Source organism: Paraclostridium benzoelyticum (assembly GCF_001006285.1).
In the GTDB taxonomy this organism is placed as follows: Bacteria; Bacillota; Clostridia; order Peptostreptococcales; family Peptostreptococcaceae; genus Paraclostridium; species Paraclostridium benzoelyticum.
In genome coordinates this window covers 1-16,323 of sequence record NZ_LBBT01000203.1, presented here as the reverse complement: position 1 = coordinate 16,323, position 16,323 = coordinate 1, and the positions used below count along the sequence as shown (strand labels likewise).

Below are 16,323 nucleotides of genomic sequence, written 5' to 3'. Positions count from 1 at the left end.
ATATTTTTCTACTTTAAGATCTTTTTAGTTAGGATTTACAGGAAGTATTATAATAAAATTACTGCCCTTTCCAATTTCACTTTCAACATATATTTCACCTTTATGTAGCTTAACTATTTGACTCGTTATAGTAAGCCCTAATCCACTTCCACGCTTTATCTCGCTGTTTTCCTCTACAACCTGACTAAATCTATCAAATATAACTTTATGATATTTTTCCTCAATTCCTACTCCTGTATCTAAAACACTTATCATAACTTTTTCTTCTAAATCTTTTATAGTTACAGTTATACTACCACCTTCTGGTGTAAACTTAACTGCATTTCCTACTAAGTTAACAATACATCTTTCAATTTCATATTTATCACATCTTATAAGCTTTTCTTCTATTTCAGGATCAATTATTAATTCAATTCCTTTAGTACTCACATAATCTTTTAAAGTCAATGCTGTTTCTTCAACTAAATAGACTATATCTGTTTCTTCTAACGTTACTATGTACATATCATTTTGTAACTTAGCACTATCTACTATATTATTGATTAAATTTAAAAGCCTTTTACAGTTTCTTTGAGATACATCTATGTTATGATTTAAATTTTCTTCTTTTATGTGTCCATCTTTTCTAAGCAATCCTAAAATCAGTTGATTTGTACTGCTAATTACATTAAGGGGTGTTCTAAGCTCATGAGATAAGTTAACAAAATAACTATTCTTATTTTGTTCCAATTTTATATTTCTTTTTAATAAAATATTATTTTTCTCCATTTCTTCTCTTAGTCTTACAGTTTTCTTTTGAACTAATTTATCTAATTTTCTCATCTTACGCTTATGATTTGCTATAAGTCCAACACCTATTAATATATATATAATTACTGCATACCAGCTTAACCATATTGGAGGTTTTATAGTGAATGTTACATAATTTTCATCACTTACATTTCCACTTGTATCAATAGCTTTAACTCTAAATCTATATTTACCTGGAGGTAAATCATTGTAAGTTACATAGTTATCCTTTGTTCTTACTGATCCTCCACTACTTCCATCTAAATTATATTCATACGTTGTATTTCTATAATTAGAGTAGTCTGGAGTAAAAAATTTGATAGTTATTGTATCCGTACTCTCACTAAATTTCATTCCATTTATATCATTATATTCTTTATTATTTATAGCAAATGTATCAAATAATAATTTTGGTTTTTTATCTGCTTTAATAATTTTCTCTGGATAGAATGAATTCAATCCATTTACCCCTCCAAAAAAAAGTTCTCCGCTCTTGCTTTTGTACGCTGCATTTCCATTAAATTCATTCCCTTGAAGCCCATCTGTTACACTAAAATTTTGAACTTTATTATTTAAATTGTTAATTTTTGATATTCCTTTATTAGTACTTATCCATATATCATCTTCATCATCTACTAAAACCCCATAAATGGTATTGTTTGCTATACCATCTTTAGTCGTATATCTTTCAAATCTTTCAGTCTCTTTATCAAATTTATTTAATCCATAACTAGTCCCTACCCAAATATTTCCATGACTATCTTCATTTATATACCTTACATAGTTATTACTTAAGCTATATTTATCTTGTTTATTATTTCTATAAATCTTTATAGTTTTATTTTTAGGGTCTATCTTGCACAAACCATCATCTCTTAAAAATCCTAAATAATAATTCCCTTCACTATCTTCATATATATATCTTACATATTTGTTTTTGTCTTGTCCCTTATTTATATACTTATTTATATCTATAAATTTTTTTGTCTTAGTGTCTAATATACTAACCCCATCTGCAGTCCCCATCCATAAATAACCTTTGCTATCTAGTAAAACATCTTTTATTCTATCATTAACTAATCCATCAGCTACTCCATAATGATTTATATTCTTATTAGATTTATTTACTTCTATAAGACCTCCATCAGTAGCTATATATATTTGATTTCCTTTTCCCGCTATATCGTTTACAGAGTCGTTTGTAAATTCTTTTTCAGTTTTAGTGCTTAAATATACAGATTTATTCTTTTTTCTATCTATTATATTTACTCCTTTTGAATTTGTACCTACCCACAAATCTCCATCCTTGTCTTCATATATACCATGGACGATATTTTCACTCAATAAATAATCTTTATCTTGACCTGCCTTATAATGCTTAATTTTACTCTCAGTATCAAATACGCTTAATCCTGAATATGTTCCTACCCATATAAGCCCATTGCTATCTTCCATTAAACTTTTAACATCATTGTTAACTAAACTATTTTTATCATATATTTTATGAGTGTATATCTCAAAATTATCTTCTTTCTTGTTGTAAAGGGCTAATCCTTTAGATGTTCCAATCCATAAATTTCCTTTGCTATCTTTTTTTATTGCTCCAATTGAATAACAAGGAATTGAACTTTCATCAAAAGGATCACATTTATAACTAGTTATTTCATTTGTTTTAACATTTATCTTGTATAGACCTGAGTTCGCACTTCCAACCCATGTATATCCATCTTCATCGTCACATAAAACATTGTAAATTTCATTTTTACTCATATCAGACTTATCTATATTAAAATTTTTAATAACTTTAAAATCTTTAGATACCTTACTAACACCTAACTTAGTACCCAACCAAATATTACCTTCTTTGTCTTCATCAATGCAGTATATAAATTGACTTGTTAAGTCATCTTTTTTAGATAAAATTCTATCAAATCTATCTTCTTCAGAATTGTATATGTTCAGCCCATCATCTGTTGTAACTAATATCTTATTATCTTTTGTAATTAATATCTCTGTCACATTTCCGCTTGATATTAAGTTATTTTCCTTTAAGTAATTTGTAAACTTCCCACTTTTTTGATCTAGTTTATTTATTCCATCTATAGTAGCTATCCATATATTTCCATATTTATCTTCTTTTATATCAGTTATAAAGTTATTACTAATACTATTTTCATCTTCCTCATAATTGTAAACTTTAAAATCATATCCATTAAATTTATTTAATCCATCATTTGTACCTAGCCACACATACCCTTTACTATCCTGAAAAATAGCTTCTATGGTTGTTTGGCTTATGCCTTGATCTATATTAAAATCATTAAATGTTATATTATTACTATTTGCATGTATATCGACTGTTGAATATGCAAATAGTAATATATTAATTAATACAAATATATTAAATTTATTAAATAAACTAATTTTCCCCATATACTTTCCTTTCAAAGATGTTAATAGAATTTTTATATTATTTTATATTATATCCTAATCCCCTTATTTTAACAATATTTACCAAAATTTTAATATAATTCATATATGTCAGAAAGTTCTAATTCAATTTTTTGAACATCTACTTTATAATCTTTGATTTCATCTTCAATAATATCTCCTAATAATTTTTTATTAGGTAGTAAAATCTCAAATTCCGCTCCATTTTCACCATCACTTTCTAAATATATTTCGCCTTTATTTAATTCAACCATAGCTTTTACAATACTTAATCCAATTCCGCTACCTTCATTCATTCTAGTTAATGATTTGTCAGCTTGTACAAATCTTTCAAATATTAAATCTTGCATATGTATAGGTATTCCAATACCATCATCTTTTACAATTATTTGAACCCAGTCCTTATTTATATGCATATTAACAAATATATTACCATTTGGATTTGTAAACTTTATAGCATTAGATAATAAATTTAAAATTGCCCTTTCTATCATTTCTGGATCACACTTAATAATATTTTCCTCTTCATCTGTATCAAATATTATGTTTATACCTTTTTGCCTTGCGTATACTATAACTGACATAGTTATTTCTTCAATCAACTTTACTATATCACAATTTTTCATATTTGCTTTTGTATATCCTACATCAATTTTAGTTATATCAACCATATTATTTATAAGTCTTAACATACGTTGACAGTTAGTTTTTAGGCTTTGTCTATATGTCCCATACACTTGCCTAAAATCTTCATCCTTATTAGATACCTTAATATCCAGTAATTGAATAGTTGAATAAAATATATTTAAAGGAGTTCTTAATTCATGACTTATATTGGCAAAAAATTCATTTTTTAACTTTTCATGATCTTTAATTTTTTCATATTCTGATATGTATTTTTCCATTCTGTGCTCTTCTGTTATATCATTAAAAGTAACAACTAATTTAGCAGTTTCTCCATGTTCATCAATACCTTTTAAACTTGAATCTATAATTTTTTGAATTCCACAATCAATAATATTTTTCCCATAATTTATTTCAAATTTGCCAGTCCAACACCCATCTTTTTTAACACTATTTTCTATATTTTGCATAACTTCTTTATCTATAGTAGACATTGCAATTTCAATTCTTTCAGTTAATGCTGAATTTTTATAATCATCATTTCCAAAGAAATATTTTTTTGTTTTTTTATTAGAGTAAATTATATTTCCATCCATATTACTTATAAATATACAACTAGCTTTATTTTCTTCTACAAGATTAAAAAATATTTTTTTCTCTTCTTCTAGTTCTCTTTTTTTCTTTATACTTATACTTGTTTCTAAGAATAAACCTACTATAAGTATTATAAAAGCCATATATGATATTGATATCGATATAAATTTAAGTTCTATTATAGGTATTCTAGCCCCCACTATTGCATAAAACGCCTTGACTAAAAACATTAATATACTAGCTCCAATAACTGAGTATGTATAATCTTTTTTCTGTATACTTTTTTTAAATAAAATAGTGCTAGTTATACTATAAATAAAAATTAACATAATATTATAAAGAATAAAAAAATCGGTTTCTTTTTTTATTGGGAATATAATACTTTTACTTTCTAAATATCCAAATATTGTTGCACTTAAAATTATAAACACTATGGAATAGAATTTATTTTTAACAATAAATTGTCTAACCTTATTTAATGGTAATATTGCTATTAAAATTATAGCTATTCTCATTAACGAAGTAGATATCGCTATATAGCCTTTCATACTTATAATAGTGTTTTGTAAAGTTAAATTATCAAATACTCCCAAAATAATATCTATTACAAATATCATATATATTAAAGAAACTATAAATAACTCTTCTTTTTTTGTGCTATTATAGCAAACCATGCAACTTACTGCCGCTAAAAATGCTAAGACTATATTAAAAATTCTTATAAAGTCTTCTGGTTTTATCATTAAAATTAAATTATATTTGAATATATGTATTAAACTTAATATATAAAATACAACTAAAAAAGCTGATATGCCTATCGTTAATACAGTTGCTAATTTATTACTAGCCTCAAACTTTTTATTTTTACTTATTCCTAACATATTTCTCTCCCCTAATTTTTATCAATACACACTATAACATGTTTTTATAGTCCGGTCTATCTTTTCGACAATAAAAGACAGACTATTACACAACAGTCTGCCTCTTTAAATAAATTATCTATTCCCTAATATTAGTTTTTGTATTTTCTTGTAAATTTATAATCTATTTTTCGCCCCTGTTTTTTTGTAACAGATCTTTTACTTCATCACTATTTGGATGTACAAATGAATACGGAGTATCCTCTGATAATTCCTCTATTACCCCACCTGTAAATAAATCTTCATATGGAGTTTTTTTGGGTATAAATAAATTTTCATATAAGTTCCCTTCAAATGATTCATTCTCTTTATATTCTTTTTTCATAGTTTTTCCTCTTTCTTGCTTAAATTTTATTATTTATTCTGCTCATATTATTAATATATATAACTAATACCCACGATTTTAATCTTTAAAATAAAAAGTGCACTTTGATTTAAATACTCCCTATACCAACTTTAATTTACTTAATCATAAAAAAAGCATAAACCTTAAAGGACTTTAAGGTTTATGCTTTCAAAGTTAACACTTATATTAGCTAATTTGCTCAAATTCTAAAATTTCGTTTTTGCTAAGCGCTGCTTTAAACATAGTTATAGCAGTATAACTTACAACAGCTACCACTAACCACTTTAACCAATATACCGGCATATTTGTAACAAATAGTAAAGCTAATATAGATCCAACTACTCCACCTATAGTTATACCCATAGATACTTCTCTTTCATAAGCTTGCTCTTTTACAAACTTTGTACTAGCTATTGGGCCTACAAATGCACTTGCTCCCATCATTATAGGGAATGCTGCCTTAGGATTCATTCCAAGTAATGCAATCATTGCCATACATGGTGCATATAATCCTATACCCGCTGTCATAAGAGCCCCTAAAATAAAGTTTCCTACTATGCCTATAACTAATTTTGATCCGCTAAGACTCATAGCATTTCCACCTGCTGGCATCAATCCAACTTGTCCTAGTACTATTAATATAGCAGTTCCAACTAGTGCTACCCCCATAGTTAATTGCACCTTTTTTTCTGGTAGCTTAGATATAATTCCTGCACCAATCCAAGACCCTATTACAGCTGATAAAATCATACTAACTAATGTAAGTAAATCTACGCTTATAGAATTTAATGACATAAAAGCTTGTACTATCATAGGTAAAGCATGTGCTACATTTAGTGTTCCTGGTAATAACTTGTCAGGAATATTAATGTTTTTATTTAGTTTTAATATTCCTGTAGTTGTTGCAAAAGATCCTACTCCTATAGCATCTAAAAAGTCAGTTATAAATCCTATAAATATACCTGTCTTAAATATTTTATTTTTATTTTTATCCCTATGTTGTTTAAAGTCTTTTACATAGACTGTTGAAAACCCAGCTGTTATAACTGCTAGTAATCCTAAAATTGCATTTAACATCTTATTTCTCCCTTTTTATAAAAATTTATTATGACCTGTCAGATTATAACATATCCAGGATAACATTTTCCACTGTTTTTTTATTTTTATTTTATTATAATAAAATAAGAAAGGTGAACACTTATTCGCATACACCTTTCTTTATAAGTTTTTAGCTATTTGCCTAAATGTATTTCTTAAATCAAATATACCATACCCTTGAAAAATATTTGGATATGTATAAATTTCTTGTCTAGTTGCTCCAAGCATTAAATAAGTTCTTAAAGGCTCTGTAAAAAGAGAAAGTTTTGAAACTCTACTTTCTTCTTGAAGATACTGTATTATAAGTGCCAATGATCCACATACTATAGAACTACTTACACCTGTTCCAGTAGCAGTATTATAAGAATCATTTATATATGTTGATATTATATCAACTCCTGGTGCTACTATATCTGGTCTTATCTTGTGTCCATCTAAATTTCCTTTTGATGATCCAATCCATAAACTATTTGTCTTATCACTATATGCACCTATTGTTATTACTGGAGTTGCTAATCCCATGAAAGTTATCGTAGCCTTTGATGTAGAATCTACAAATCTAGTACCTGGTGATATAATAGCTTTATTTGGAAGGTACACATTAAAATCTCCATGTATTATAAATTCTGGACTTATTCTTAAGGTCCAAATACCAGGTTTTATATCATAAAGATTTATTCTTATAATTTGATCTCCTCCTTTAAGCCATGGAAATGTATTTAAAACTGTGTATGTTGTTTTTTCTATATAAAATCGGCCACGATATATTCTATCGTCAGGTGCGTATCTTATAACCTGACTTATATCTCCTGATGGAGATATAATCTGTAGAAATAATTTGTCAGGCCCTCTTCCTCTTATAGTAATCTCCAAGTTTTTATTATTCCCATTTTGAATAATTACGTCTATATAATTATTATCACTGGTTATATATCCTTCATAATGTATATCCGTATTTCCTTCATTTCCTGCTCCACTAACTAGAGTTATACCTGATCTTTCAAACATTCCATAAGTTTGTAATATAGATGCTTCTATATTAATAGATGCCATATTTCCTAATGTAAAATTTATTATTAATGGTTTATTTTCTTTAAGAGCAATTTTTAAGACATATGTTAAAGCTGCTAAAAAATCTGTTACTGCATAGCTTATTTTATCATCATAATATACCCCTTTAAATTCTCTTAACTTAACAACTAATAAATCTGCACCTCTTGCTATCCCTCTATATTCTCTATTTATATTACCTTGACCAGCTATAATTCCACAAGCAATAGTTCCTGTTCCTACATTATCAGTACTTAAACTACTATCTTGATTTCTTATAGCTTCATTTATTTCTGATCTTGTGTACTCACTCCCAAATATCATTCCTTCAGGGGGGGAGTTACTATCGTTTTCTTGGTCCCATAAATACAATATCTTACTATTATTATTTTCATCAATTAAATCTTTGTGTAGGTAATCTACCCCTGAATCTATTACAGCTACTAAAACGTCTTTTCCTGTAACATTTAAGTAAGGATTAGATTCTATATAGTCACCTCCTATAGAACTTTTTATCGATTCTCCATTATCTAGATTATCAGTTATATTTATAAGAGAACTCATAACATCAGACGGACTCCACCATTCAACATTTTTAATATTATCTAATGTTTCAGGTTCAAAATCATTCCTTACATATATTGCAGCTAGTTGATCATTTAGTATTATATACTTATCTATATTATTTTCTTCAAATGATTTTTTTATATCTCCACTATAAAGTAGATAATAAGATTTTTCATCCATAATATATCCAACCTTCCTACTTTAATTGGTCAAACATACCTCTAAAGTCTAAACTTCCATATCCAGATGTATTATTTGGATATTCAATCCCTTTAATCCTAGTTGCGCCACCTTGCATATATGTTCTAGCCTTTTGCATAAAACCTCTATTTCTATAGTAATCTTCTACCATAACATATTGATAATATAACGCTATAACCCCTGATGCATGTGCTCCTGCTGCAGAACTTCCCGTTACAGTGGCGTAATTATTTTTAGGATAAGGTCCTATTATATTAACGCCAGGAGCTATTACATCCGGTTTCATTCCTCCAATTATATTTGGTCCTCTTGATGATGCTGGCCATACACTTTTATTTATAGAGTCATATGTGCCTATAGTTATGACATCTTCTCTAACAGCCAAATAGTTTATAGTATAAGCAGGATTTGATTCTTTAAATTTAGTTCCGGGATTTAAGAAAACTCTATTAGGCAAATATATATTGTATATTCCCTCAGATATATATGCCCCCTCTAGTCTCAACTTCCAAATACCCCTTTTAGCATTTTTTAATATTACAGTAGTATGTTCTTGCCCTGAGTAACTAGTTGGGTAAGAGTACCTTATGATATACTCTGTATTTTCTAAGTCAAATATTCCTTTTACTTCATCATAATTTGATAGATCAAGTACTTTGCTTTCCTCTCCACTTGGAGTTATTATTAGTAAATTTATCCTATCAGGTCTACTCATCCAGACTTCTACTACAAGATTTTCTTCCTCTTCTATAATTTCAAGTTCTACATCTACTACCTCTCCTGCTCTATTAATATTCCCTGAAATGTGTGTCTGCGTATTACCTTCATTGCCTGCAGCAGCTACAATTGATAATCCATTCGTAAAGTATGTTTTTTTATCATTTGTATTGCTTGCATATCCTGCTAATAAATTACTTCCCATAGATATATTAATTATAGTTGGACGCTGTAATCTACTTACAATATCATATACATATGATATTGCCGTTTCCATCATAGCACTTGTATAAAATCCACTAACTTTCGCTAATTTAACAACTATAAGCTCTGCTTCTGGGGCAACACCTTCGTATTCTCTATTTATACTTCCAAGCCCTGCACATATCCCACTAATCATAGTTCCATGACCTTCTTCATCTTCTGAAAGACTAGCATCATTTTCACTTATAGCTTTGTTAATATCTTCTCTAGTATACTCCGTTCCTATAAAAAATCCATTTGGAGGATTTCCATCTTTACTTTGGTCCCATAAATATAATATTTTGCTTGTGCCATCTGGATAAATAAAATCTTGGTGCAAATAATCTATCCCTGTATCTATTATTGCAATTAAAGTGCCTGAACCAAGTAAGGTTAAATTTGGGTTTGTTTTAAAAAAATTAACACCTATATCTTCCTTAGCTATAACTCCATCTTCTATTCCCCTTGTTATTTCTCCTAATGGTGTTATAGGCACTACATTTTCTATTATAAAAACAGAATTCAGTTTTAATATATCCTCTATGTATTCTCTTCTTAAAGTATCAAAAAACATAAGAGTATAATTTTCACTTAACCTAATAGAGTTAAATGGATATAGAAAATTAACTAATTCTTCAGGAAAATTTTTATCATGGTCAACTAATATAGCTTCTGATACATTATTTTCAAGTCTATAATTTCCATTTTCATCTAAGTTTCTTGATAGATATTCTAGATTCAAATTATTTAAATTTAAAAGTCCATATCCATATGACGAATTTGGATATACTCTATTATTACTTCTTTTTGCACTTTGATTTAACATTGCTTTAGTTTTTTGAGAATATAAAAACGGATCATTACCTTCAACTATACCCCATTGCATTAAAAGAGAACATACTCCTGTTACATGTGGAGTTGCCATACTAGTGCCTGTTAATGCTCCTAATGTTCCTCCTGGTAAAAATGATATTATATCTTCTCCTGGAGCTAATAAATCTGGTTTATACACTCCATTTTCAAAGTCTCCCTCCCCAGAAAAGGATGACCTGTCATCCGTCCTTGAATTAAAGCTACCTACAGTTATAACTTGATTTGCAGTTCCTGGAACAGTTACAGTTAAAATTTCACTAGGTTCTAAAAACCTAGTATCTTTTGATAATCCTTCAGCTGTAGGCAAATATATATCTATTGTTCCTTCTATTATATCTTTTGGTGTAAAAACTAAAGTCCATATACCTGGTGTAATTTGAGTTAATGAACTCATTTGTATCGTTACTCTTCTAAGTAAAGAATATGGAGGTACTTCATAAAATACTCCATTTATAGTAGTCGTACCTAATCTATTATTTATATTAGGATTTTGTCGTGAAAGTTCCTGTGTATTTCTATTTGATGGATTTCTTAATAACACTGAAAATTCGTCCGCATAATTTGGCCAGATATTTAAATTTAAAATTTTTTCATTTGCACCTACAACAAGTTCAACTTCTTGTGTTACTCCATTTCTCAATGTAATACGCTTATGACTTCCTTTTGACGCATTGTTTCCTGCAGCTACAACTATATTATTTTTCCAAAACAAACTCATATCATCAATATATCTTTCAAATAAAGATAATCCCCTATGGGATCCTTCATTACTTCCATAACTAATATTAATAGCAACTGGCATTTTTAAGTCTAAAGCTTTATCTAGTATAAATTTTATAGCTCTCATAAATTCAGTACTCTTTGAAAATGTATCTACTTGTCTTCTCCCAACTCTAACAGCTATTATATTAGCTTTATTAGCAATACTTGCTGCAATGCTTGCAACATGAGTCCCATGTAAACTAGTGGTTTGAACTATAGCTTCATTTATATTTTCATTTGTGTACACTGTTCCATGATTAAACCCTTCTGGAGGATTTCCATCGATAGACTGATCCCAATAGTATAATATTTTTGATGTTCCATCCTCAAATTTAAATATTGGAAGAGTGTGATCTATTCCAGAATCTATAATTCCTAAAATCGTACCTTCTCCATTCAAACTTGTATTCCTTTTAAATGATGTTATTCCTGTACTTGAAAAGCTTTGGATATCTTGTGTTTCTAATATAAATGGTCTTTCTACATATTCAATTTCAGGATAATCAATTAATCTCTCTAAATCTACTTGGCTAGTTGATGTTATTATAGCGTATGTGGGACTTAAAATTTCTACAAATATATTTAATTCATTTTCTAATCTTTTTACATCTGAGTTATATTTAACTATAACTTCATATTCTATATTAATCCCCCCTAACCCATATTATAAATTTTTCTATTTACTACTAATATATTACTTACCCTTATCTATGTATGTATATTATTCTTAATTATGAATATACAAATTTTAATTTCCCACTTAAATATTCATTATAATTTTGTACTTTTATCACACTTTTTATCTTTATAAATATAATAAATTACATAAATATTTTAGGATGTGATTTTAATGGTTGATTTTAATTCTGCAAAGGTTAATGTTATAATAAGAGAACCTTATACGAGCACTGAACCTGTTAGGTTTAGGAAGTATACTGTTGAACATAATGATGATTCTAGTATTATTGATTTAATTATAGGTCCTGAATTTGAAGATTTAGAACTCAGTACAATAAGTACAGATATAATTTATGGTCAATGGTTTTGGTTCGTTCAGGATATATATCAACTGAACTTGTTTGCCTTTGTTGGTGAATATCCATATGATATGGCAAAAGAAAGATATGAGGAATTTTTAGCTAAAATGCCTATAACAATTAGTTCAATTGTAAATGGAGATATTGAATTTTTAAATAGTAGGCCAATACTAAAAAATACACCTATATTTGTTAGGTTTATATCTACACAGCCAGATTTTAACAAAATAGTTTCTTATGGTGTAATCAGACAATATATACAAGATTAATATATTTAAGCGTAAAAAATGGTGAGCATTATTTTATATAAGCTCACCATTTTTTTATTTAAATATACTTACAGACCTATCTAATATCCCGGTAAAATAAGCTATAACCATACCATAATTAGTTATAGGTATATTTTTTTCTTTACAAGTATTTATTTTATTTATTACACTCTTCCTATTTACCATACATGCTCCACAATGAATTATTAAATCATACTCTTCTATACTTTCATCAAAATCATATCCAACTTTATATTCTATATTAATATCTCCGCCAGCTATTTTTTTAAGCATTTTAGGTATTTTTACTCTTCCTATATCTTCATGAGATACATTATGTGTACAACTTTCACATATAAGAACTTTATCATTTGGTTTTAAATTATCTAATTTTTTAGTTCCTTCTAAAAAATCACTAAACTCACCTTTTTGTCTTGCAAACAATATCGAAAAGCTAGTTAAGTTCATTTCTTTAGGAATTATACTTTCAACCTCTTTAAAAGCTTGAGAGTCTGTTATAACAAGGTCTATATCCTGCAACTCATGAATAGCATCATTTAGTTCAGTATCTCTTACTACGTAAGTTTTTATCCCATGATCCAAACAGTCTCTTATAACTTGAACTTGAGGCAGAATTATTCTTCCTTTTGGAGCCTCAGAATCTATAGGTACTACTAAAACTACTTTTGATCCATATGGAAGTAAGTCTCCAACTATAGGTTTATCCTCTTCCTCTTGTTCTAGATTTTTTATAAGTTCTTCTTTTAAAATTTCTATTCCTTTATTATCTTTTATAGAAGTTAAAGTAACATCATTGAATAGTTTTTTAATACTGCTTAATTCTTCTTCAGTTAATAAATCTATCTTATTTGCGACAACTATATGTTTTACATTATATTTATTAGCTTCTTTTTTCCAAACTTTATAAGTATCAAAGTCTATATTCTTTCCATCTACTACATATATAGCAAAATCTAATCTTTTTAAATATTCATAGCTTTTTTTTATTCTAACTGATCCAAGTTCACTTTTATCTTCAAGGCCTGCTGTATCTATTAAAAGTATAGGTCCAAATGGTATTAGTTCCATAGCTTTTTGAACTGGATCTGTAGTTGTTCCTTCTACACTAGATACTAGTGATACATCCTGACCTAAAATTTTATTCATAAGCGAAGATTTTCCACTATTAGTGTTTCCGTATATTCCTATATGTTTTCTATTTGAATTTGGAGTAGTGTTCATATATACCTCCTATAAGTAGAAATCTCTTTCACCTTTTTTCATTTTTTCCATACTTGCTTTAGTTCTTTCTTTTATATCGTCTCTTTCAATTGTTTCTACTTCTGTACTTATAATTTCTTGTGCTTTTTCATATAGTTCTTTATCTCCATAATCCAAAGTAAATTCAAGTAATGTCATTAATGCATTAGGCTCACAAACATATTTAATATTTCCTGATTTAGCAAGTTGCATAAATCTATCTCCAGTTCTTCCCTTTCTATAACAAGCAGTACAGTAACTTGGTATGTATCCATCACTTAAAAGTTCTTTTAATATTTCTATTGGACTTCTCTCATCATTTGTTTTAAATTGTTTACTTTCTTTTCCTTCTTCTCTATCCTTATATCCTCCAACTCCAGTTGATGATCCTGCTGAAATTTGACTAACTCCATAACGTAATAATTCTTTTCTCATATCTGCTGTTTCTCTAGTTGATAATATAAGACCTGTAAATGGTACAGCTATTCTAAGTATTGCAACAATCTTTTTAAACATATTATCATCTAATAAGTTTGGATAATTTTCAAGGGTAACTCCTGTTGCTTCTTGAAGTCTTGGTACTGATATAGTGTGGAACCCAACTCCAAATTTTTCTTCTAAGTGAGCATTATGCATCATAAGTGCTAAGACTTCAAATCTTGGATCTGCTAGTCCAAATAGTACCCCTGCTCCTACATCATCAATTCCAGCTTCCATAGCTCTATCAAATGAAGTTAAATGATAGTTATAATCTCCCTTTAATGATTTCGGGTGCATATTATCATAAGTTGGCTTATGATATGTTTCTTGGAATAATATATATGTTCCTATTCCTTTTTCATGTAATGCTTTATAATTTTCTACAGTTGTAGCTGCTATATTTACATTAACTCTTCTTATTTCCCCATTTGCATTTTGAGTTTTATATATAGTATCTAAGCATTCCAAAACATAATCAATAGGAGCATTTACTGGATCTTCACCTAATTCAAGTGCCAATCTTTTGTGTCCCATTTGTTCTAGAATTTTAACTTCTTCTGCAACTTCTTCCATAGTTAATCTTCTTCTACAGAATTCATTGTCTCTTCTATATCCACAGTAAACACAGTTGTTTACACAGTAATCACTTACATAAAGAGGCGCAAATACAACTATTCTTTTACCATATATATCTCTTTTTATCTCACCTGCTAAAGAATATATTTCTGATAAATCTTTTTCATCTTCTGCTTGTAATAAAATAGCTATATCTTTATATGATAACCCTTCTCTTTTTTTTGCTCTATTCAAAACTTCTTTAATTTCTTCATTTGATGGATTTTTAGTTTCTTCTAATATATTATATATTTCTTCATGATTTATAAACATAATACAATCTCCTTTATTATTTAATAAATTCAGGATTATCTCCTCTACTTACTTCTACCTCAAATCCTGCTTCTTTTATCTTATTTTCTATCATAACTCTATACTCTGCATCTTCATCTAATATATATGCTTTATTGTCATATAAAGAATATTTTTCCCTTACAGACATAGGAGATAAATTCGGCATTATTACATTTCCCCCAGCCTTTAGTCCTTCTTCTCTACCATGTTTATCAATGCTAGAAAGAGCAGTAGTTGCTGGTAATAGCACGCTTGGCAGTAATAACCTTACTATGCTTAAACATATAACTGTTGTTTCTAAACTTCCATGTTCATAATCTTTAAGAGGCGTGTCTTTATGTGGTATGAAAGGGCCTATTCCACACATTGCCGGTTCAAATTCCTTTACAAATCTCAAGTCATTAACTAAATCAGAATTAGTCTGATTTGGAATTCCAACCATAAATCCTGCACCAGATTGATACCCTATTTCCTTTAAATTCTTCAAACAATTTCTACGTTTTTCAAAAGGTTCTCCTGGATGTATGCTTTCATATAGATCTTTACTAGCACTTTCATGTCTTAATAGGTATCTATCAGCTCCTGCATCATATAGTTTTTTATACGATTCATAGCTTCTTTCTCCTAATGATAAAGTTATTGCATTATGTGGAAATTCACTTTTTATAGCCTTAATAATTTCTATAATTTTTTCATCTGTGAAATATGCATCTTCTCCACCTTGTAATACAAAGGTTTTATATCCTAATTTATCACCTTTTCGCACACATTCAAGCACTTCATCTAAGTTTAATCTATATCTTTGCGCTTCCTTATTGTGTCTTCTTAATCCACAGTATAGACAATCTTTTTGACAGAAGCTTGTTAGCTCTATAAGACCTCTCATGTAAACTTTATTTCCATAGTATTTCATTCTAGTTTCATGAGCTCTTTTCATTAGCAGTTTCTTTGATTCATCATCTATATTATCTAATAAGTACAATAATTCTTCTTTTGTTGCATCATTAGTTTCATATAGTTTTTCTATAATCGCTTTAACATCCATAAATTCACCTCAATTTTAATTATTATAAAATCAATATCCAAACATAATATTTAAAATGAGTATTTTATCTTAAATACTATATTTACAC

10 protein-coding genes are annotated in these 16,323 nt (G+C 28.3%); 1 reads left to right on the top strand and 9 read right to left on the bottom strand.

All coding sequences use genetic code 11. The features are described 5' to 3' along the window. Positions 1–24 precede the first annotated feature (24 nt). From VN21_RS09610 to cspBA, 6 genes are all read right to left on the bottom strand, one after another. Positions 25–3,222, bottom strand: a complete 3,198-nt coding sequence (locus VN21_RS09610; RefSeq protein WP_046823066.1) for a ligand-binding sensor domain-containing protein — start codon at positions 3,220–3,222, stop codon at positions 25–27. An 89-nt stretch (positions 3,223–3,311) separates the two neighbouring features. Continuing rightward, positions 3,312–5,339, bottom strand: coding sequence for a sensor histidine kinase (locus tag VN21_RS18095; protein ID WP_064503610.1), 2,028 nt, complete (start codon positions 5,337–5,339; stop codon positions 3,312–3,314). A 163-nt stretch (positions 5,340–5,502) separates the two neighbouring features. Further along, positions 5,503–5,703 carry a hypothetical protein gene (locus VN21_RS09600; RefSeq protein ID WP_046823065.1) on the bottom strand — a complete coding sequence of 67 codons (201 nt, stop codon included), beginning with the start codon at positions 5,701–5,703 and terminating at the stop codon, positions 5,503–5,505. Between the two features lie 207 nt (positions 5,704–5,910). After that, entirely contained in the window at positions 5,911–6,801 is an 891-nt protein-coding gene (locus VN21_RS09595) for a sulfite exporter TauE/SafE family protein (RefSeq protein WP_046823064.1), read from the bottom strand. A gap of 141 nt (positions 6,802–6,942) precedes the next feature. Then, a complete protein-coding gene (gene cspC, locus VN21_RS09590; RefSeq protein WP_046823063.1) occupies positions 6,943–8,619 on the bottom strand; it encodes a bile acid germinant receptor pseudoprotease CspC in 1,677 nt (558 codons plus the stop codon). A 16-nt stretch (positions 8,620–8,635) separates the two neighbouring features. Further along, complete coding sequence (gene cspBA / locus VN21_RS09585) at positions 8,636–11,878, bottom strand: bifunctional germination protease/germinant receptor pseudoprotease CspBA (RefSeq protein ID WP_264303194.1); 3,243 nt, start codon at positions 11,876–11,878, stop codon at positions 8,636–8,638. Positions 11,879–12,085: 207 nt separating this feature from the next. Here cspBA and VN21_RS09580 point away from each other — a divergent pair, with 207 nt between their 5' ends. After that, entirely contained in the window at positions 12,086–12,541 is a 456-nt protein-coding gene (locus VN21_RS09580; protein ID WP_046823061.1) for a staygreen family protein, read from the top strand. Between the two features lie 54 nt (positions 12,542–12,595). Here the strand turns inward: VN21_RS09580 and hydF are convergent, their stop codons facing one another. From hydF to hydE, 3 genes are read right to left on the bottom strand one after another with little or no spacing between them, the layout of a single operon-like run. Beyond that, a complete protein-coding gene (gene hydF / locus VN21_RS09575; protein WP_046823060.1) occupies positions 12,596–13,783 on the bottom strand; it encodes a [FeFe] hydrogenase H-cluster maturation GTPase HydF in 1,188 nt (395 codons plus the stop codon). 9 nt (positions 13,784–13,792) lie between these two features. Next, positions 13,793–15,169, bottom strand: coding sequence for a [FeFe] hydrogenase H-cluster radical SAM maturase HydG (hydG, locus tag VN21_RS09570; RefSeq protein ID WP_046823059.1), 1,377 nt, complete (start codon positions 15,167–15,169; stop codon positions 13,793–13,795). 16 nt (positions 15,170–15,185) lie between these two features. After that, the gene (hydE, locus tag VN21_RS09565) at positions 15,186–16,235 is read right to left on the bottom strand and encodes a [FeFe] hydrogenase H-cluster radical SAM maturase HydE (protein WP_046823058.1); all 1,050 of its coding nucleotides are present in this window, start codon (positions 16,233–16,235) and stop codon (positions 15,186–15,188) included. Between the last annotated feature and the right edge of the window lie 88 nt (positions 16,236–16,323).

Bases quoted from the DNA above. Each gene is read 5' to 3' on its own strand.
- VN21_RS09600 (WP_046823065.1), bottom strand. From the start codon at position 5,703: ATGAAAAAAGAATATAAAGAGAATGAATCATTTGAAGGGAACTTATAT.
- VN21_RS09595 (WP_046823064.1), bottom strand. From the start codon at position 6,801: ATGTTAAATGCAATTTTAGGATTACTAGCAGTTATAACAGCTGGGTTT.
- cspC (WP_046823063.1), bottom strand. From the start codon at position 8,619: ATGGATGAAAAATCTTATTATCTACTTTATAGTGGAGATATAAAAAAA.
- VN21_RS09610 (WP_046823066.1), bottom strand. From the start codon at position 3,222: ATGGGGAAAATTAGTTTATTTAATAAATTTAATATATTTGTATTAATT.
- VN21_RS09580 (WP_046823061.1), top strand. From the start codon at position 12,086: ATGGTTGATTTTAATTCTGCAAAGGTTAATGTTATAATAAGAGAACCT.
- hydG (WP_046823059.1), bottom strand. From the start codon at position 15,169: ATGTTTATAAATCATGAAGAAATATATAATATATTAGAAGAAACTAAA.
- hydE (WP_046823058.1), bottom strand. From the start codon at position 16,235: ATGGATGTTAAAGCGATTATAGAAAAACTATATGAAACTAATGATGCA.
- hydF (WP_046823060.1), bottom strand. From the start codon at position 13,783: ATGAACACTACTCCAAATTCAAATAGAAAACATATAGGAATATACGGA.
- VN21_RS18095 (WP_064503610.1), bottom strand. From the start codon at position 5,339: ATGTTAGGAATAAGTAAAAATAAAAAGTTTGAGGCTAGTAATAAATTA.